This window comes from Thermococcus sp. AM4, assembly GCF_000151205.2.
Classification (GTDB): Archaea; Methanobacteriota_B; Thermococci; order Thermococcales; family Thermococcaceae; genus Thermococcus.
This window is the reverse complement of the sequence record NC_016051.1, coordinates 424,507-442,820: the sequence shown is the minus strand read 5'-3', so window position 1 is coordinate 442,820 and position 18,314 is coordinate 424,507. Positions and strand designations below refer to the sequence as shown.

The following is an 18,314-nucleotide window of genomic DNA, read 5'->3' as shown; positions in this document are numbered from 1 at the left end:
CCATGCTCGTCTACTTCATCGGAACCGGCGGGAGCGAAGGGATTCCAGCTCATCTCTGCACCTGCTCGACGTGCAGCGAGGCGAGGAAGTTCGGCTTCGCCCAGAGAAGGCCCTCAACGCTCGCGGTAATTACCGACAACAGAAAGGCCGTTCTCTTCGACGTTGGGACTGACATAAGGGACTTCCTCAACGTCCCGCTGGAGGCCATCTTCCTGACCCACTGGCACCACGACCACATCTACGGCCTCTACAAGCTCCGCTGGATGGCGAGGGAGACTGTCCTTTATGCCCCGAAGGGAAGCGCCGACGCGCTAATCCTGCAGAACCCGAAGAACCTCCGCCCGAGAACGCTTAAGCCCTTCGAAACGGTCGAGCTCGACACGCTAAGGATTACGGCGTTAAAGCTCAACCACGGCGTTGAGACGTTCGGCTACCTCATCGAAGAGGACGGGAAGAGTGTGGCCTTGCTCTACGATACCAAGGGCCTTCCCGAGGAAACGCGGGAATTCTTGGAGGAGAGAGCTCCGCTCCGGCTGGCGATTGTGGATGCCACTTATCCCCCGGGCTTTGAAGACCCCTACCACAACAACGTTGATGAAGCCGCAGAACTTGGCCTCAAACTCGCTGAGAGGACCGTCCTGAGCCACATCTCTCACAAAAACCTGCCGTTCCTTGAGCTGACGGACTACGTGCGGAAGAGGTGGGGAAACAGGGTTTTAGTTGCCTACGACGGCATGGTGTTCTACGTCTAAGAAAAAGATAGGGATGAAACTTCAAACCTTTATTCCGCCCATGACGAGGGCCATAACGGCCTTCTGGGCGTGGAGCCTGTTCTCGGCCTGGTCGAAGACGACGCTGTTCGGGCTGTCTATGACGTCGTCGGTGACTTCCTCTCCCCTGTGAGCCGGGAGGCAGTGCATGAAGATGTAGTCGGGCTTGGCGTGCTTGACGAGCTCCTTGTTGACTTGGAACGGCTGGAATATCTTCCTTCTCTCCTCGGCCTCGGCTTCCTGGCCCATGCTCGCCCAGACGTCGGTGTAGATGACGTCCGCGTCCTTGACGGCTTGAACCGGGTCGTGGGTGAGCTCGAAGGAACCACCGCTCTCGGCCGCGTTCTGCTCGGCCCACTTAATGACCCTCTCGTCCGGCTCGTAGCCCTCGGGAGTTGCAACGACGACATGAGCGCCAAGCTTGGTTCCGGCTATCATGAGTGAGTGAGCCACGTTGTTTCCATCACCGACGTAGACTATCTTGAGGCCCTGAATCCTGCCCTTCTTCTCGAGTATGGTCTGGTAATCCGCCAGAGCCTGGCACGGGTGGCTGAAGTCGGACAGACCGTTGATGACCGGGACGCTCGCGTACTTGGCGAGGTCTTCAACGTCCTTGTGGGCGTAAACGCGGGCCATTATTCCGTCGACGTACCTGCTGAGAACGCGCGCGGTGTCGGCGATGGTCTCGCCGCGCCTGAGCTGGAGATCCTGGGCGTTGAGGTAGAGGCCGTAGCCGCCGAGCTGGTAGATTCCAACCTCGAAGGAAATTCTGGTTCTGGTCGAGGGCTTCTGGAAGATCATGGCGAGCGTTTTGCCCTCGAGAACGCGGTGCGGCTTTCCAATCTTGTTCCAGATCTTCATCATCTCAGCCGTCTTGAGAATAGTCTCAAGCTCCTCCCTCGTGAAGTCCTGAAGGCAGAGAACGTCCCTTCCGGCAAGGCTAACCACCATGCGCATCACCGTTTAAGGCTGTTTCCGGAATTTAATAACCCTTTCGTCGGATTACTCCCGAGTTCATTGAATCATTTTGAGAATTCCGCCCGTAACACTTTCCAAATGTCACTAAACCACTGGAGAGTATGCACCCTAAAAACCCCATGGGTGACCGCCAAAACGAAAACCTTTTTATACATTCTTGTCCCCTTAGTAGTTTGAGGTGATCCTATGGCGGAACTTAAAAACGCAAAAATGCTGGGTGGAATTGGAGCAATACTGAGCGTTATTGGACTGGGGTTTATTGGATTTATCCTGAAGCTCCTGGCAGTGAAGCAGATCTCCGAGGCAACGGGCAACGAAGATATCTTCAACAAGTACCTCTGGGCGGCGATTACCAACATCATCGGTGGCATCATAGTGTTCGGTAGCTTCATGGCCGCGATCAGAAGCGGGAAGTTCGGAGTTGGTGTTCTTGGTCTCGGGGGCTTCATAGCCGTTGTTCTGCTGATAGTCGGTGCATGGTTCATGAAGCAGAGCTACGACCTGATAGCCGAGGAAACGGGCGTGGGAATGTTCCACACCGTGGCCCTGCTTTACATAGTTGGAGCTATCCTGATGATATTCCTGATCGGTGGCCTGCTGATTGCAATCGCCGCGATCCTTGAGATAGTTGCGTACTTCTCCCTGCCCGATACCCTCGAGAAGAGCTCCCCCACGCCAACGGCGGAGTTTTGACAGTTTCTTTTTCCTCTCTTCTCGTCCTTTTAGTTGGCCAACCCCTTAGTAACACTAATAAAACCCTCGTCCCTCTCTTCTTGGTGGCCCGGATGGGGAATAGAATAAAGGTCAGACTCGTCAATTATACGAAGAGGCCCCTTGAAACTGTCACCTGGGCGGCACTAATAAGCTATTGGGACGGCTGGGAGAGTGAAGCCTTCGAGCGAATGACAGAGAATGACGTTGAGAGGCATCTGCCAAGGGTTCTCGGCTACGGCCACGAGTCAATTTTAGAGCACGCGGTCCTGACGTTCTCGATCGAAGGCTGTTCTCGAACATGTTCGCACCAACTCGTAAGGCATAGACTTGCAAGTTATACCCAGCAGTCACAGCGCTACATAAAATTAAACCCGGAAGACGTTGAGGATACCTTCGTGATTCCCGAAAGCGTGAGGGAGAGACCCGAACTCTATAAAAAGTGGAGGAAGCTTATGCGCGAAGCCATCGAGCTGTACGAGGAGAGCTACAAAGCAGGGGTTCACCAGGAGGACGCGCGCTTCATCCTTCCGCAGGCGGTGAAAACGAAGATAGTCGTAACCATGAACCTCCGCGAGTTGAAGCACTTCTTCGGTCTGAGGCTATGCGAGAGGACCCAGTGGGAGCTCCGAGAGGTTGCCTGGAAGATGCTGGAGGAGATCGCGAGAAACGAAGAGCTCAGGCCGATTATAAAATGGGCGAGGCTCGGACCGAGGTGCATTCAGCTCGGCTACTGTCCTGAGCGGGAACTCATGCCGCCGGGCTGCTGGAAGAGGACAAAGGAGAAGTGGCAGGGACTCGTTTCTGGCGAATTTGGCAGGGGGCATGGGGGTAAAAATCCGTCAGAGAGCTAATGCTCTCGCCTATTTTTCCCCGATATTGACAAAATGACAGCTTTTTAGCGAAAATATTGATAAAGAGGTTGGCATATCATGTCATTGGTGGTGAAGATGGAGGAAGTCTTTGACGTTGAGGTGCTCATAAGCGTTACAAACTTCGAGCTCATGTGCATTGGGCTGGAGAAAAGGGTAAAGGAAGACTAAAGGTAGGGCTCCGTGTAGAGGGGCCTTAGGAACAGCTCGAAGCCGGCAACGGGCATCTCGATTCCCCACTTTTCTAAGACCGCAGGGTGAATTTCGCCGATTACGCCGATGGTCTGGCCGTTTACGATTACCTTTCCAACCCTGCCCGGAATGAAGCTCGGGTGCTCGACCTCTTCAAGCTCGTATTCGAAGCCAAGATGCCTCATCACGCTGTCAAGGATTTCCTTCGCGTCGGTGAAGGTAACCCTCGGCTGGGCCAGCACGACGGCAAGCTTGCTCTCGCTGACCGTCTTCGTTTCTCTACCCTCGTCGATGAGCGTCGCTTTGCCGACCTCGAAGAGCCTCTGCGGGTACTCCTCGTGGGTGTTCTGGCTCAGGAAGTCGAGCAAACTCGGCAGAAGCCAGTTCCTCAGCGCCGACCACTTCGGGCTTATCGGGTTCTCTATCTCGACGAGTTCAGCCGGTGGGTTGTTGAAGTAGTCCCTTCCGTATTGGAGATTCATTTTCTCGTATTGGGCCTCCCTGTTGGTCAGGTTGAAGGTCATGACCTCCTGAAGGCCGAAGCCGACCATCAGCTCTCTGACGGCGTCCTCGAACTCAACGAACTTATCGCCCCTGCCCTGGACGGCAAGCTTCGGCTCCTCGGGCTCAATCTCGTTGTAGCCGTAGGCGATGAGAACGTCCTCTAAAACGTCCCTGGCGTGCATTATGTCGTCGCGGAAGGCCGGATAGAGGAGCTTTGCTTTACCGTCCTCAAGCTTCACCTCGTACATCATCCTCTCGAGGAGGTCCTTGATTTCGCCGTCGCTCAGCTCGAGGCCGGTCAGCTTCCTTATGTAGTCCAGCTCGACCTCGAAGGACTTGGGAGTTAAATCGGGCGTTTCAATCTCGAAGTCCGGGTAAACGACTTTAACGCTCCTAATCTTTCCTCCGCGCTCCGCCAAAGCAGTAACGACAACGTTAAGGGCTAGCATGACCTTGTTCAAATCCCAGCCGGTGACGTCAACGAAGACGTTCCTCGTTTCGGTCGTCACCCTTCCGGTCGTTTCGGAGTTGATTATCGGGGGCATCGAGAGAACCTTACCCTCGCTGTCCACGAGGAGAGGGTAGTAGGGCTTGTCCTTAATCAAATGGCCGTACTCTTTCCCTTTCTCGTGCTTTTCAAGGATTTCCTCCAGCGTAAGCTCCTCCTCGAAGCCGAGCGGGACGAACCTCTCGGTTTTCTCCCCTGCCCTGTAGTATATCGGGGGCTTCACCTTGTCGAAGTCGAAGATGCCTATCGCTACCTCCCTTCTCCTCCTTCCGAATGTCAGAGCCACCTTCTCCTGGAGGTTAATCATCTGCTTGAGCGCTTCTTCGTCGAGTTTAAGGCCCTCAACGATTGCGTAAACACCGTATGGACGGATATCCTTCAGCCTCTCGTCAACGTAAACGGCAACGTCGCTTTTCTCGACCTCGTATTTCGGCAGTCCTCTTTGGAAGCCGAGCGCCCAGCGTATCTGCCTTGCTATCCCCTCGGCGCTCCAGAGGTCGGGCCTGTTCGTATCTTTCGAGTCGGCCTTGAAGTAGATTTCACCGTTCTCCTCCCAGACGTCGTCCAGCTCGCATTTGGCGTAGAGGAAGAGGTCCTCCCACTCCTCGACCGTGAACTCCTTCCCGACGAGCCTTTCCAAATCCCGCTTTGACACGTCGAACTTTGGCATCTTCAACCCTCCACGTGGGCCTTCTCAGCCTTTATCTTCTCGATGAACTTCATGAACTCCGGCAGGATTAGCTCCCTCGCGCGCCAAATCTCGAAGCCAACGACCTCTCCGTTCTCGTCGAGGTCTATGACTACATCTCCTTTCATGTCGGCATCAACGGGCTTCTTCTTCGAGAGCTGAACGTAAAGGATATCAACGTCGGGGTCGTACCTTACGTTCTTCGCCATTTTACTCACCACACCAGCTTCGCTTCCCTCAGCCAGCGGAGGTCGTAGCTGAAGAGGTAGCGTATGTCGTCTATCCCGAGCTTGAACATTGCCAACCTGTCGATTCCGATTCCCCACGCGATGACCGGGACGTCGATGCCCAGAGCCTTGGTCATCTCCTCGCGGAAGATTCCGGCACCGCCAAACTCGACCCAGCCAAGTTCAGGGTGGTATGCGCTCATTTGGACGCTTGGCTCCGTGAACGGGTAGTAGTCGGGTAGGAACTTCACCTTTTTCGCTCCGGCGATTTCCACCGCGAAGCGCTTGAGGATTCCGAGGAGGTGTCTAAAGTTCAGCTCCTCGCCGACGACGAAGCCGTCAATCTGGTTGAACTCGATGAGGTGAGTCCTGTCGAGGACGTCCGGCCTGAAAACGCGCTGAATCGTGAAGTACTTCCCCGGAATCTCGACGCCCTTAGCTAACTGTCTCGCGTCAAGGGCAGTTCCGTGCGCCCTCGGCATGAGGAGCATCGCCCTCTCCGGAGACCAGACGTAGCCCCAGCCGCGCGAGCCGGCCAGACCGCGCTCGTGGGCGGTCTTAACCCTCTCAACGAGCTCCGCCTCGGGCAGGAAACCGCTCTTCGGGTACTTGAGCTGGTAAGTGTCGGTCCACTCCCTCGCCGGGTGGTTCTGGGGCTGGAAGAGGGCATCGAAGTTCCAGAACTGGGTCTCAATCATGCTCTCAACCGTCATCTCGATGAAGCCCATCTCGATGAGCCTTCTCCTTATCTTGTCGAGGAAAGCTCTATAGGGCTGCTTCTTGCCAGGGTAAATCCTCCTCACCGGGGCCTTTATGTCGAACTTCCTGAACTCAACTTCCCTCCATTTGCCGGACTTTATGAGTTCAGGGGTTAGAACCGAGACCTCTCGCTTCAGCTCGACTTTCGGAGCTAACTGCTCGCCCTCCGGAGTAATCTCGACTTCCCTCTCGGTTACCGTTTCCTCCTCGCCGATTTTCCTCCTCTTGAGCTCCTTGACAGGGACGAGCTTCTCGATTTCCTTAACCGGGACAACCCCCTTCTCGGCGAGGAGCTTTAGGGCCCTGTCAATGGGCCTCTCCTCAGCTTCAAGCCCCTTCTCCGTGATTTCAAGGACGAGCTTACCGTCCTCCTTCCTGACGCTCGCCCAGCCCTCCTTCCTGAGGAGACCCACTATCGGCTTGAGCTCGTCATCGCTGAGGACTTCTCTGAGGTCGTCGAGCGTAACCTTTCTCCTCTCGCGGAGGAGCTTTAGGGCCCTCCACTCTGGAAGGCCAATTTCGGCGTACTTCTTTCCGGTCTCAGTGAGCTTAACGACCCTCTCACTCCTCTCGTGAAGCTTGGCCAAACCCTTCGCCTGCAGGCCGAGAACGGCCCTCATGACCGCTACCTGCTCGAGACCGGTCTCTTTAACGAGTTCCTCGAATTTCGCTTTTTTCAGTTCGTTGAGCTTGATGAGGGTGAGCTTCTCCCCATAACTCAGCTCCATTCCAACACCTCCGGGGGAAGTGGGGAAGGGCTTACTTAAGAATTGCGGTGAAAGAAAAGGAGGAAAAATCACTCCTTCGGGAAGAAGACGACCTTGCCGGTCTTTCCTGCTCTCATCAGCTCGAAGGCCTCTTCAAACTTGTCAAAGCCCTTATACTTGTGGGTGATAATCGGGTCGAGGTTGAGCTTTCCACTCTGAATCAGGCTTGAGACCGTGTACCAGGTCTCCCAGAGGTGCCTTCCGGTGATGCCGTGAACTTCAAGGGCCTTGAAGATTATGAGGTTGTTGAAGTCGAGCGTGACGTCGCGCGGGAACAGTCCGAGCAGGGAGACCCTTCCTCCAGGGGTCGTCGCCTTAAGGCCCTGCTCCAGAGCTTTAGGCGCACCGCTGAACTCAAGGAATACCTCAACCCCGGCACCGTCGGTTATGCTCATGACGACCTCAACCGGGTCCTCCTCGAAGGGGTTGATGACGTAGTCGGCACCGACCTTCTTGGCGAGCTTTCTCCTGAAGTCGCTCGGCTCGCTCACGATGACCGGGTAAGCACCGCTCGCCTTCGCGACGGTTATGCCGAGCAGTCCGAGCGGGCCGGCCCCGGTTATGAGCGTACTCCTTCCAGCTATCGGGCCGGCTAAAACGGTATCAACTGCATTGCCAAGGGGCTCCTGGAGTGAGGCGTATTCGGGCTTCATATCCTTGGGGTTCTTCCAGGCGTTCTGGGCCGGAACGATGGCATAGGTAGCGAAGACGCCGTCCATATCGACGCCGAAAATCTTGGTGTTCTGGCAGACGTGGTAGCGGTTGTGCTTGCAGGCGTAGCACTTGCCGCAGACGATGTGGGTTTCGGCGCTTATGTAATCGCCCTCCTGGAGGTCCTCGACGCCTGGGCCGACCTCGACGACCTCTCCAGCGACCTCGTGCCCCATGATCTGGGGCGGCTTGATTCTGCTCTGCGCCCACTCGTTCCACTCGTAGATGTGCAGGTCGGTTCCGCAGATGCTCGTCGCGAGAACCCTGATGAGAACCTCGCCCGGCCCGGGCTTGGGAACGTCAACCTCAACGAGCTCGGCACCGTAAGCGGGTTTGGTCTTCATAATAGCGGGCATTTTCTCTGTCATGGCAACCATCCCCTACAGATTTTCGTAGATGTGCTTAGATATAAACTTTTTCTGGTAGAGTGCAACCTAAATGAGTGCTTGAAGATGTCTCACCTGACGGCGGCAATGTTGATACGTGTTCAACCGTGGAAAAGTTAATAAAAAGGAATTTCAAAAACTTCGGGGTGGAGGGAATAAAATGGCAGTGATCGTAATGACGGGCAGGGGTGGTGCCGGAAAGACCACGACCACCGCCAACCTGAGCACTTTTCTGGCGGGGAGGGAGTACAGGGTTCTTGCAATAGACGGCGACCTCTACCTCCCGAACCTCGGGTTCCACTTTGGCATGGACAACGTCAAGTACACTGTTCACTCGCTTCTCAGGGATCCAAGCCTCGATCCGGAGTGGGCGATCTACAAGCATCGGGAGACGGGAGTTTATGTGATGCCCGGGAGCTCAAACCTCCACGATGTAATCGGAATCTCTCCCCAGGGCCTGAGGGACCTTGTGGAGAGGGTTAAGTACAAGTTCGGTGTCGTTTTTGTCGATTCCCCCACAGGCGTTCCCTTTGACACCCTTCCCACCTTCGAGGTGGCGGATTACCAGATAATCGTGGTGGAGATAGAGCGTTCACCGATCTACTCCTTTGAGACGATGGTCGAGAACGAGGTAAACAAGCTTAAGGCCCTCGGCGAGGAGTATGGGCTCAAGATCGGCGTCGTCCTCAACAAGGTTCGCGAGAGCGCCGACGTGGTGGACAAGATCATAGACGTGATAGAGAACGAGGTCGGCGTTCCTGTTCTCAGCTGGGTGCCATTCGATGACGCGGTTCCCGAGTCGATAAACGTCGGAATCCCAGTGCTCGCTTACAAACCGAAGAGCGACGCAGCTTTAGCCTTCGCCGAAGCGGGGGAGGTTCTTGAGGAGTGGATCTTCGGCTGATTCTGGGGGTGTTGAAATGGAGTTTGAGGAGCTCGTTGAGAAGGTCGTTAAGGGAGAGGTGAAGCTCCACCAGGTTGAGAAGTACACCGACAAGAGGACCGCAACGGAAGTAAGGAGGAAGGCCCTCGAGAGGAAGCTCGGCGTGAAGCTCGACCACATCGGGCACTACAGCATAGACCCCGAGCAGGTCATCGGCAGGAACATCGAGAACATGATAGGCGTCGTCCAGATACCGATGGGCGTTGCAGGGCCCCTCAAAATCAACGGAGAATATGCAAAGGGTGAGTTCTACATACCCCTCGCCACCACCGAGGGTGCGCTCGTTGCGAGCGTGAACCGCGGTTGCTCCGCCCTCACCGAGGCAGGTGGTGTTAAGACGACGCTCATCGACGACAAAATGACCCGCGCACCGCTCCTCAAGTGCCCCGACGCGAGGAGAGCGAGAGAAGTCGCGGAGTGGGTGAAAGAGAACATAGACTACCTGCAAGAGAAGGCCGTCAGCAAGGTTACCAGACACGGAAAGCTTCGCGATGTTAAGCCCTTCATAGTGGGCAACAACCTCTACCTGCGCTTCGAGTTCGAGACCGGCGACGCCATGGGAATGAACATGGTAACGATATCGAGCGAGGAGATAATGAAGGTCATCGGAGAGGAGTTTCCGGACGTTAGGTATCTGGCGCTCTCGGGCAACCTCTGCGTTGACAAGAAGCCCAACGCCATGAATTTCATCAACGGGCGCGGGAAAACTGTCATTGCCGAGGCGATAGTGCCGAGGGAGATAGTCGAGAGGAAGCTCAAGACCACGCCGGAACTCATAGCCGAGGTGAATTACCGCAAGAACCTCGTCGGCTCGGCCCAGGCCGGTTCCTACGGCTTCAACGCTCACTTTGGCAACATAGTCGGAGCAATCTTCCTCGCCACGGGCCAGGACGAGGCGCAGATTACAGAAGGCTCTCACGGCATAACCCTCGCGGAGGTTACGCCTGAGGGAGACCTCTACATCAGCATAACAATGCCGAGCCTCGAAATCGGAACCGTCGGAGGAGGAACGCGCGTCCCGACCCAGAGGGAGGCCTTAAGCATTATGGGCGTCGCTGGAGGAGGCGACCCACCTGGCACAAACGCCAAGAAGTTCGCGGAGATAGTTGCCGGAGCGGTTCTCGCTGGGGAACTCTCGCTCCTCGCGGCGATAGCGGCGAAACACCTCGCGAAGGCCCATAAAGAGCTGGGGCGCTGAGGGTTTTTTATTCCTTCGTCCTTTCTATTCTCCACTACTGCCTCTCAGGACAGCGGAACAGGTCATAGCCACCGGTTATCTGGGCTTTGAAGGTCATTCTTTCAATCTGGAGGAGGCGCCATCTTCAGAAGGCCTCAGTTCTGTTAGCGGAAGGAGTGATGCTCCAGTTAGTGAGAGGGTCAGCTCAACCTCGGCGCCAAAGGTCTCGCATAACTCCATCGGATCGTTGAAGTCCACACGCCCGATGATCCAAATCGCGGTGTAATCATCCAGGGGTTCTGCCAGAACATAACTGTAGTACCCCCTTTCCGACGTGAAAACCCGGTGGAGACCGTAGCCAATATCCAAAAGATCCTCCTTGGCCAGCGTAAAGGCAGAGGGGATCGCGGGCAGGCTCCTAAGGGTGATCCACTCGGCGAGCTTGGCTATGAAGAGCTCCATATCGTCAAGCGTCAATGTACCTCTTAAATCAGTCCAGTCGTTCAGGCCCGCGATTAGGAGAACATCCCACTTGAAGAACTGCCTCAGAAAGGCAACAACCTCGTGACTGTAGGCCTCCCACCACCAGCTCCTTGGGTTTGGATGGAGTTCAATGACCGAGAGCCAGCCTGCCCGGTAGATTGTGAAGTCCATACTGGTTATTTCCCTTCCGTTGTTTTGACGCGATAGTTCGGAAAGAGCACGCCGGAATAGACCCCAACGGGAGCGGGTAGTTTTATCCCGTGCCTGTACCATTCTCGGACTATTCTCTGCCTCACTTTTTCCTCAAACTCCCAGTCTATGGGCTTAAACTCCACGGCACTGGCCTTTTTAAGGATATTGATATCCTCCAGCAACTTAATGACTAAACAGGAAGTAAATGTAGTTCTCAATGCCCATCTTCCCCCACCTGCTCCCTGAAGAACTCTTCGGCCCTTTTTAGAAGGAGCTCATCCTCAATTCTCCTGCCAATGCGCTTGAAGATAACCCCAACGATTTCCAAGCTGAACCATGCTCTGTCCTCCAAAAGTTCGAGATAGCACTCCTCATCCGTTAGATCAATCTCCTTCACCGCAACGAGTATTTTGTAGTCCCCAAGACTCTTTACCAGCACGTACTCCTTTTCTTCTCTCCCAGGCCTTTCAATAAGCTCGTAGAGACCATTCTCCAAGTCTAAGAGTTCTTTCCTAATTGCCGTGAGGGCTGAGGGTAGGGTTTCGAGTTTTCCGGTTTTAATTGCCTCTGGAAGCCAGTTTATGAACAGGTAGGACATGTTGTGCTCGAAGCCGAGTTTCGTCAGGTCTGTATCATCCCGGTAGCCGCATATTAGGAGTGGCTCCCCCTTCATGAACTGTTTTAGGAGTCTGATAACTTCCGAACTGAGGACGAACCACCACCTGCTCCTCAGAACGGGGTGAATTTCGAGGATTGTGTAACCCTCGACAGTGTAAATATAGAAGTCTGCATTGGATACAGTCTCCCCTTCATCAGTCCTCAAAGGAGGGTCAAAAAGCAGTTCGCCTGAGACAACGAGCTGAAAATCCTCTCCCAAGAGGCCCTTTTCCTTGAGGTAATCTATCCAAGGATCATCCCACTCCCTGTCCCGAACATCAACTTCAAACTCCCTCTTAAGGAAGTCTTCAACCTCCTCCGGCTTTTTATCAAACACAAAGTAAATGCTATTATCAACGCCCATAGCTATCACCAAGAGCCTCAAGCACTATCCCGTCAATCCTCTCATTTCAATTTCGTGCCACCATTAGGAAGATCGCCGCTCTTTCTCACAACCAGAATCTTGACCTTCCTCTTCTCCTCCACTGTTTTAACACCCTTGAGGCTTAGAACGGACAGGGGATACTCGAGGAGAAAGAGCACCGTGAAGAGAACGAGCAGTCCAACCACGAACTGAGCAAAGGGCCCAAAGCTTCCGCCTAATGCAGAGCTTAGAAAGCCAGCAAGCATGCTCACAACGAAACTCGCGGCCGAGCGGTAGGCGTGGCGCTTCGTTATCCTACCCCTGCAGATGTAGTCTGTGAGCGCCTCAAGGCCCGCTCTCTTCGTGACCATGAATCTGAGCTCGAACTCCGGCCTGAGGTTTTTGAACTCCACCCTTGAGAGATTTGGAACAATGTAGAAGACCTTCCCCTCAGCTCCCCGTATCTCGATGAGGAGAATGCCCTCTCCAAAGTGCTCCGTGACGTAAGCCCTGAGCGAGTAGCAGTCGGGATCAACGAGGCGGTTGTACCGGATCTCCATCCCGGAAAGGGCCGTCTCGATCTCTCTGGACAGCTCAGAGGGGTTGCCCCGAAAGAGAGCGTAGGTCAGCCACGTGCCGGTGCCGAAGTTGGTCATTGCCTTCAGGATCTTCTTTCTCATGGTGAGTAACTCCGCAACGATGCTTTAAAGTTTTATCATCCGAAACCCTTTTAAATGCTCAACTCTGTGCCACATAGACTATATAGACTATAGAGAGGTGAGGGAATGATCGAGGTCGTCGCAGCGGCGTTCTTCATGGCATGGGCCGTCGGAGCGAACGACAGCGCAAAGGCAGTCGGCACGGCCGTTGGCTCCGGTGTAGTGGGCTTCAGGCGTGCGGTGCTCATAATAGCGGTGTTCACAACCCTTGGGGCGGTCATTGGACGTTCCGGCGTTTCGGGGACGATAACGGGGCTAGCGAGCGGGCTTTATCCAGGCATAATCGCCCTCGCCCTCTTCAGCGCGGCATCGGCCGTCACAATCGCGAGCCTCTGGGGACGGCCAATCTCGACGACCCAGTCCATAATAGGCGCGCTCATAGGTTCCTCCCTCGCCCTCGGTCTCCCCGTTGACTGGTGGACAATCGGTAAAATCGTCTCGGCGTGGTTCTTTTCTCCAGTTCTTGCTTCCCTCCTGGCCATAGCGGTGTACAAGCTCTATAAGCCTCTCCTCCGGAGGATAAAGTGCCTCAAGAACCTTGAACTCACCCAGAAGTGGCTCGTCTTTCTCGCCTCGGCATTCTCGGCCTTCAACCTCGGCACGAACGAGGTCTCGAACGTCATAGGCCTCGCAAAGGCCGGCGGAATGTCCGACCCGAACGCTTTCCTCGCCCTTGTGATGGCCTTCGGAACGCTCACCTTCAGCTACGAGGTCATGATGACGATAGGAAAGGACATAGCACCCCTCGGCCCGACTTCGGCCTTCTCGAGTCAGTTCGGGGCCTCGATAGCGGTCAGCACCGCGAACCTCTTCGGTCTGCCCGTCAGCTCGGGCCAAGCGATAGTCGGGGCGATAAGCGGGCTGAGCGCCTACAAGGGGGAGCACGTGAACAAAAAGCTCCTCGTGGACATCGTGAAGAGCTGGGTTCGCGCGCCGCTCTTCGCCGGAATCCTCGCTTTCCTGCTCATCAAGCTCTTCTCGGCAGGGGTCTGTCCGTCGTGAGTTTTAGGGGGGTAAGTGAGTGTTCTCCCGTTCAAGTCAACCCTCACGACGGACTTGGGGTTCATCAGCCTCAACTCCCCTCCGGGTTCATTGGGGAGTAAATCACCGGCCTCGCCCCCGCTCAGGGCGACCCCAAGTCCCCGCACGAAAACGTTGAACGCTCCAACAAACTGTCTATCCGCCTTAAACCCACAGTTAGAACACTCCACCAGCCCGTTTCGGGACTCCAACCTACTCCCACATCTCGGGCAGGTGGAGGAAGTGCCAGCGGGATTGACGAACTCAACCGGAACATGATAGGAGAGTTTCTGGACAATCTTACTCCAAGTTGAGCGTGAGAGTTTCCGGTTGAACTTTCTACCATTTCCGTTGAACATGCTGAACTTGTTCAAGTCCTCGAAGACGAAAACCGCATCAGGAAACTCCTTTGAGAGCTGAACTACGAGTTTGTTAAGGTAATCCTCAATCCTGTTCCGCCTGCGAGCATAATACTTTTTGAGCAGTCTTGAAATTCTCTTCGGAGCCTTCCTCTGAATGCTCTTGAGTCTGTCGATAATCTCGTCATAAGTCTCCGCAATCCTGTGGAGTTCACTCAAGTCCACCTTAATCCAGCCCTTCTCAGGGTGATAAACGTCAAGGCTCGTTAAGTTGCTGTCAATTCCGATTTTAATCCTTCTCGAAAACTCGACTTCCTTCGAGAAGGTCAGGTAAATTTCCTCTTCTCTAATTATCAACTCGCCAACCTTCCAGTCCTTAATCCTCTCATAAAACCACTCGCCAGAATAGTCAAGTTCGAGGTATTCTTCCCTCGGTTTGACGGTTATTCTGATTTTTGAGCCTTCAACCTTCATCAACGTGGTTTTGACCCGCACAAATTTCCTCTTTACGACCGGTTTTCTCTTTTTCCGCCTTCCCTTCAGGTAGTTCTGTCTCCAGCTCTCAAGGATTGAGTATGCCGTTTTTATGGTGGAATCAACGTAGTGTTTGGCAAAAGGCCAGCTCTTGAGGAGTTTGTTCCTGAGTTCCCTCTTGAACTCGTTTGATTTTGGAAAGTATGGGATTAGTCGGGTAGTTTCATAATACTTGTATCTTCCGTTCCCGATGGAGTATCTGTGTTTGACTTTCTTCTCTTTCCAAGTCGTGTGTTCCCAAATCTCGTCAATCGCCCGCTGGAGAAGTTTTTGATACTCAGTGAGGAGTTCTCCGACGTTCCAGTCGTGCATCATTTTGTAGGTGAGAACGATTTTCACTCGTCTTCAACCTCCTCTATGAGTTTTTTCAAGCCTTCCTTGAGTTTTTTGTATTTGTGAGAGCGCATTCCGTAGAGTTTGCCTGCAAAATGGCTGATTACGGCCATCAAGTCCTCAATTAGTTCTTCTCTTGGGGTTTTGTCCTTCTCGTGGATTGTTATTATCTCTGCCCCATGTTGCTGGAAGAAGAATTGGAGTGTTTTAAACCCAAAACGGGTGAGTCTGTCGGGGTAAGTGATGATGACTTTTGAAACTTCTCCTTTGGCGATCATTTCAAGGAGTTTCCGGTAGTTCTTCCTGTTCTCGCTCAGTCCGGAGCCAATGTCCTTGAGGATTTTAACTTGCCAGCCTCTTTCTCTTGCGTATTCTTTTATCGCCTCGATTTGTCGTTCCAAGTCGTCTTTTTGAGTGTGGCTGGAAATCCTTGCGTAGCCTATGATGAGGCCGTTTTCCTCTTTTATCCCGAGGAGGCGTTTGATTTCGCTTTCGGGGATTCTTCTTCGTCCGCCGGGCGTTCTAATGACTTTAATTTTTCCTTCCCTATCCCATTTCTGGATTGTTTTTGGGTGAACTCCGAGTATTTCGCTCGCCTGTTTGAGCGTATAGAGTTTCTCTTTTACTACCATATACTCACATTTAATCACAAAAACTTTTAAACATTTTGCTCAAAAACAGTCAACTAAGGCTTTTAAGTTCAAGATATAGCTCCCCTAGAGGTGAGAGCATGGAGTTCAGGTTTGAGATCAAGGCCAGAGACGCGGCCGGAAGAATAGGAAAGCTCACCGTCAACGGCAAGAGCATCGAAACTCCCGCCATAATGCCCGTCATCAACCCGAAACAGCTCATCGTAACGCCGAAGGAACTCAGGGAAATGGGCTTTGGAATGATAATCACCAACTCCTACATCATCTACAAGACGCCGGAATTGAGGGAGAAAGCGCTAAAGCTGGGCATTCATAGACTCCTCGACTACGACGGGATAATCGAGGTTGATTCTGGCAGTTTCCAGCTCATGCGCTACGGCGAGGTTGAGGTTACAAACCGAGAGATAATCGAGTTCCAGGAGAAAATCGGCGTTGATATAGGCACCTTCCTCGACATTCCTACTCCTCCAGACGCGCCGAGGGAGAAGGCCGAGGAGGACCTCAGGATAACCCTCGAGCGGGCGAGGGAAGCCGAAGGCATAAAGAACATTGCCATGAATGCTGCTGTCCAGGGTTCAACTTATCCGGACTTAAGAACCTACGCCGCGCGGGAGCTCAGTAAGATGAACTTTGAAATCCACCCGATTGGGGCCGTCGTTCCTCTCATGGAGAGCTACCGCTACCGCGATTTGGTGGACGTTGTGGTGGCTTCCAAGCTCGGTCTAAGACCGGACAGGCCCGTTCACCTCTTTGGGGCGGGCCACCCGATGATTTTCGCCTTGGCAGTCGCTATGGGCGTTGACCTATTCGACTCGGCGAGCTACGCTTTGTACGCTAAAGACGACCGCTATCTGACACCTGAGGGAACGAAAAGGCTCGAAGAGCTTGAGTACTTCCCCTGCTCCTGCCCGGTCTGCTCTCACTACACCCCGCAGGAATTGCGTGAGATGCCGAAGGAAGAGCGGACGAGGCTTTTGGCCATCCACAACCTCTGGGTAATACGCGAAGAACTCAACAGGGTCAAGGGGGCGATAAAGGAAGGGGAACTCTGGCGCCTCGTTGACGAGAGGGCAAGGAGCCACCCGAAGCTTTACTCCGCCTACAAGAGACTGCTCGAGTACAGGGACTACCTTGAGAAGAACGAGCCAGTTACAAAGTCCAGCGCTTTCTTCAAGGTGAGCGAGGAAGCCATGCACTGGCCTATCGTTTATCGCGCCAAAGAGAGGGCCGAGCGCGTCGCCAGAAAGTTCCCCGAGAAGGTAAAACACCCGATATTCGGCGAGATTCCAAAGTACCTGAGTTTGAGCTACCCCTTCGCCCAGAGCGAGGGCGAGGAGGACTTCACGATAGAGAAGCCGAGGAAAGGGGAAGCGAGGAAATACGTCATGGCCGTCGCTGAATATCAGTTCGGCGAAGAGGCAAGTGAAGCTTTCAAAGACGCCTTCGTGGAGCTATCGCGGAAGACTGGCATGCCGAGGCAGGTAAAGGCGAAGGGCAGGCACCTCGCGACCTTTAGAGCGGAGGACGGCCTGTTAACGCTCGGCATCGAAGGGGCAAAGAGACTTCACGCGCTCCTGCCGTTCCCGAGAATGCGCGTTGTTGTGAACGAGGATGCCGAACCCTTCGCGAAGCGCGGAAAAAACGTCTTCGCCAAGTTCGTAGTCGATGCCGACCCCTCAATCAGGCCCTACGACGAGGTTCTGGTGGTGAACGAAAAAGATGAACTCCTCGCAACCGGGCAGACCCTCCTGAACGGGGAGGAGCTGAAGGTCTTCCAGAGCGGGCTGGCCGTGAAGGTCAGGAGGGGAATAGAGAAAGGCTAGACTACTTTCCAGAGCTCGTCGCTGACCGGCCGGGGGAGCGGCAGTTCGTCTCCTCCCTTTATCATGATCCTCTTTTTCTCGGCGAGAAACTCCCCAATGATGGCCGCGTTTATACCCCTGGCCAAAAGCCTCTCGACGACGAACCTCGCGTTGTCCCTCGGAACCGCCGCCAGCAGAGAGCCCGAGCTTATCAGGGCAAGGGGGTTAATGCCATAGAAGCTGCATATCCGCTCCGTTTCCTCCCTTACGGGTATCCTGTCGGCGAAGATCCTGAGCCCAAGCCCCGAGGCATCGGCCATCTCGTGGAGGCCGTTGAGGATTCCACCCTCGGTCGGGTCGTGCATCGCGTCCGCGAAGTTCCTCAGGAGCATGGCCTCTGGAACGACGCTGAGGTACTCCAGAAGGCTCTTTGCCCGCTCCACGAGGGCCTCCCCGAAGATTTCCTTCAGCTCGTCTTCCCTCTCGCTCGCTATTATGGCCGTTCCCTCGAGGCCGGCCCACTTCGTCATGATTATTGCATCCTCCGGTTTGGCCCCATCGGGCCTGACGAGCTTTTCGGCCTCGCCGAGCATCGTTCCAACCACTATGGGCCTGTCGAGGCCCGGGGTTACTTCCGTGTGACCGCCGACGACCGCAACGCCGAGCCTTTTGGCTTCACGCGAGATTTCGTATATTATCTCGCTTAAAAGTCCCTCGTCAGCGTTCTCAGGGAGGAGTATCGTCGTCAGGAACCACCTCGGCTCCGCGCCCATAACCGCCACGTCGTTCGCGTTGACGTGGACTGCATAGAAGCCGATTCTCCTCGTTGTCCCGGTTATGGGATCACTGGAGGCAACGAGGGTTCCATCCACCCTTAGGGCAGCCCCGTCTATTCCAGTCCCGGGGCCGACGATGACGCCCTTACCCTTTGATGGAAGCCTTGAGAGAACGAGCTTCTCAAGGAGTTCCGGCGGGAGTTTTCCGGGCTTCATACAACCACCAAAGGGA

At 54.4% G+C, this 18,314-nt stretch carries 18 protein-coding genes and 1 pseudogene; 7 read left to right on the top strand and 12 right to left on the bottom strand.

The features are described from left to right. Positions 1 to 2: 2 nt before the first annotated feature. Positions 3 to 752: an MBL fold metallo-hydrolase gene (locus TAM4_RS02380; protein WP_014121642.1), complete on the top strand. Its 750-nt coding sequence runs from the start codon at positions 3 to 5 to the stop codon at positions 750 to 752. A 21-nt stretch (positions 753 to 773) separates the two neighbouring features. Here the strand turns inward: TAM4_RS02380 and argF are convergent, their stop codons facing one another. Then, the gene (argF, locus tag TAM4_RS02375; protein ID WP_014121641.1) at positions 774 to 1,721 is read right to left on the bottom strand and encodes an ornithine carbamoyltransferase; all 948 of its coding nucleotides are present in this window, start codon (positions 1,719 to 1,721) and stop codon (positions 774 to 776) included. Positions 1,722 to 1,934: 213 nt separating this feature from the next. On the opposite strand from argF, the gene TAM4_RS02370 reads away from it, so the two are divergent. Both TAM4_RS02370 and thyX read left to right on the top strand, forming a co-directional pair. Beyond that, complete coding sequence (locus TAM4_RS02370; protein WP_014121640.1) at positions 1,935 to 2,441, top strand: DUF996 domain-containing protein; 507 nt, start codon at positions 1,935 to 1,937, stop codon at positions 2,439 to 2,441. Positions 2,442 to 2,533: 92 nt separating this feature from the next. Then, positions 2,534 to 3,313, top strand: a complete 780-nt coding sequence (gene thyX / locus TAM4_RS02365) for an FAD-dependent thymidylate synthase (RefSeq protein WP_014121639.1) — start codon at positions 2,534 to 2,536, stop codon at positions 3,311 to 3,313. 185 nt (positions 3,314 to 3,498) lie between these two features. Here thyX and pheT read toward each other — a convergent pair whose 3' ends face one another. The 4 genes from pheT to tdh form a co-directional block, all read right to left on the bottom strand. Continuing rightward, on the bottom strand, positions 3,499 to 5,205 hold the full coding sequence (gene pheT, locus TAM4_RS02360; protein ID WP_014121638.1) for a phenylalanine--tRNA ligase subunit beta: 1,707 nt from the start codon (positions 5,203 to 5,205) through the stop codon (positions 3,499 to 3,501). Positions 5,206 to 5,207: 2 nt separating this feature from the next. After that, positions 5,208 to 5,432: a DUF2283 domain-containing protein gene (locus TAM4_RS02355; protein WP_014121637.1), complete on the bottom strand. Its 225-nt coding sequence runs from the start codon at positions 5,430 to 5,432 to the stop codon at positions 5,208 to 5,210. Positions 5,433 to 5,437: 5 nt separating this feature from the next. Next, positions 5,438 to 6,937, bottom strand: a complete 1,500-nt coding sequence (locus tag TAM4_RS02350; protein ID WP_014121636.1) for a phenylalanine--tRNA ligase subunit alpha — start codon at positions 6,935 to 6,937, stop codon at positions 5,438 to 5,440. 68 nt (positions 6,938 to 7,005) lie between these two features. Continuing rightward, positions 7,006 to 8,055, bottom strand: coding sequence for an L-threonine 3-dehydrogenase (tdh, locus tag TAM4_RS02345; protein ID WP_014121635.1), 1,050 nt, complete (start codon positions 8,053 to 8,055; stop codon positions 7,006 to 7,008). A 178-nt stretch (positions 8,056 to 8,233) separates the two neighbouring features. Here tdh and TAM4_RS02340 point away from each other — a divergent pair, with 178 nt between their 5' ends. Both TAM4_RS02340 and hmgA read left to right on the top strand, forming a co-directional pair. Further along, complete coding sequence (locus TAM4_RS02340) at positions 8,234 to 8,977, top strand: MinD/ParA family protein (protein WP_014121634.1); 744 nt, start codon at positions 8,234 to 8,236, stop codon at positions 8,975 to 8,977. Positions 8,978 to 8,993: 16 nt separating this feature from the next. Continuing rightward, the gene (hmgA, locus tag TAM4_RS02335; protein ID WP_014121633.1) at positions 8,994 to 10,214 is read left to right on the top strand and encodes a hydroxymethylglutaryl-CoA reductase (NADPH); all 1,221 of its coding nucleotides are present in this window, start codon (positions 8,994 to 8,996) and stop codon (positions 10,212 to 10,214) included. A gap of 93 nt (positions 10,215 to 10,307) precedes the next feature. Here the strand turns inward: hmgA and TAM4_RS02330 are convergent, their stop codons facing one another. The 4 genes from TAM4_RS02330 to TAM4_RS02315 form a co-directional block, all read right to left on the bottom strand. After that, positions 10,308 to 10,847, bottom strand: a complete 540-nt coding sequence (locus tag TAM4_RS02330) for a hypothetical protein (RefSeq protein WP_014121632.1) — start codon at positions 10,845 to 10,847, stop codon at positions 10,308 to 10,310. Between the two features lie 5 nt (positions 10,848 to 10,852). Beyond that, complete coding sequence (locus TAM4_RS11710) at positions 10,853 to 11,011, bottom strand: hypothetical protein (protein WP_014121631.1); 159 nt, start codon at positions 11,009 to 11,011, stop codon at positions 10,853 to 10,855. A 71-nt stretch (positions 11,012 to 11,082) separates the two neighbouring features. Beyond that, entirely contained in the window at positions 11,083 to 11,889 is an 807-nt protein-coding gene (locus TAM4_RS02320; RefSeq protein ID WP_014121630.1) for a hypothetical protein, read from the bottom strand. 41 nt (positions 11,890 to 11,930) lie between these two features. Beyond that, the gene (locus TAM4_RS02315) at positions 11,931 to 12,569 is read right to left on the bottom strand and encodes a hypothetical protein (RefSeq protein ID WP_014121629.1); all 639 of its coding nucleotides are present in this window, start codon (positions 12,567 to 12,569) and stop codon (positions 11,931 to 11,933) included. Positions 12,570 to 12,674: 105 nt separating this feature from the next. On the opposite strand from TAM4_RS02315, the gene TAM4_RS02310 reads away from it, so the two are divergent. After that, entirely contained in the window at positions 12,675 to 13,610 is a 936-nt protein-coding gene (locus tag TAM4_RS02310) for an inorganic phosphate transporter (protein ID WP_014121628.1), read from the top strand. Positions 13,611 to 13,765: 155 nt separating this feature from the next. Here TAM4_RS02310 and TAM4_RS11585 read toward each other — a convergent pair. Both TAM4_RS11585 and TAM4_RS02305 read right to left on the bottom strand, forming a co-directional pair. Next, a pseudogene (locus TAM4_RS11585) lies at positions 13,766 to 14,833 on the bottom strand (RNA-guided endonuclease TnpB family protein); the annotation flags it as partial. A gap of 23 nt (positions 14,834 to 14,856) precedes the next feature. Then, the gene (locus TAM4_RS02305) at positions 14,857 to 15,486 is read right to left on the bottom strand and encodes an IS607 family transposase (RefSeq protein ID WP_014121626.1); all 630 of its coding nucleotides are present in this window, start codon (positions 15,484 to 15,486) and stop codon (positions 14,857 to 14,859) included. A gap of 98 nt (positions 15,487 to 15,584) precedes the next feature. Between TAM4_RS02305 and tgtA the strand changes: the two genes are divergently transcribed. Next, positions 15,585 to 17,327, top strand: coding sequence for a tRNA guanosine(15) transglycosylase TgtA (gene tgtA, locus TAM4_RS02300; RefSeq protein WP_014121625.1), 1,743 nt, complete (start codon positions 15,585 to 15,587; stop codon positions 17,325 to 17,327). Here the strand turns inward: tgtA and TAM4_RS02295 are convergent. Continuing rightward, positions 17,324 to 18,298, bottom strand: a complete 975-nt coding sequence (locus tag TAM4_RS02295; RefSeq protein ID WP_014121624.1) for an AIR synthase family protein — start codon at positions 18,296 to 18,298, stop codon at positions 17,324 to 17,326. The genes tgtA and TAM4_RS02295 overlap by 4 nt on opposite strands. Positions 18,299 to 18,314: the final 16 nt, after the last annotated feature.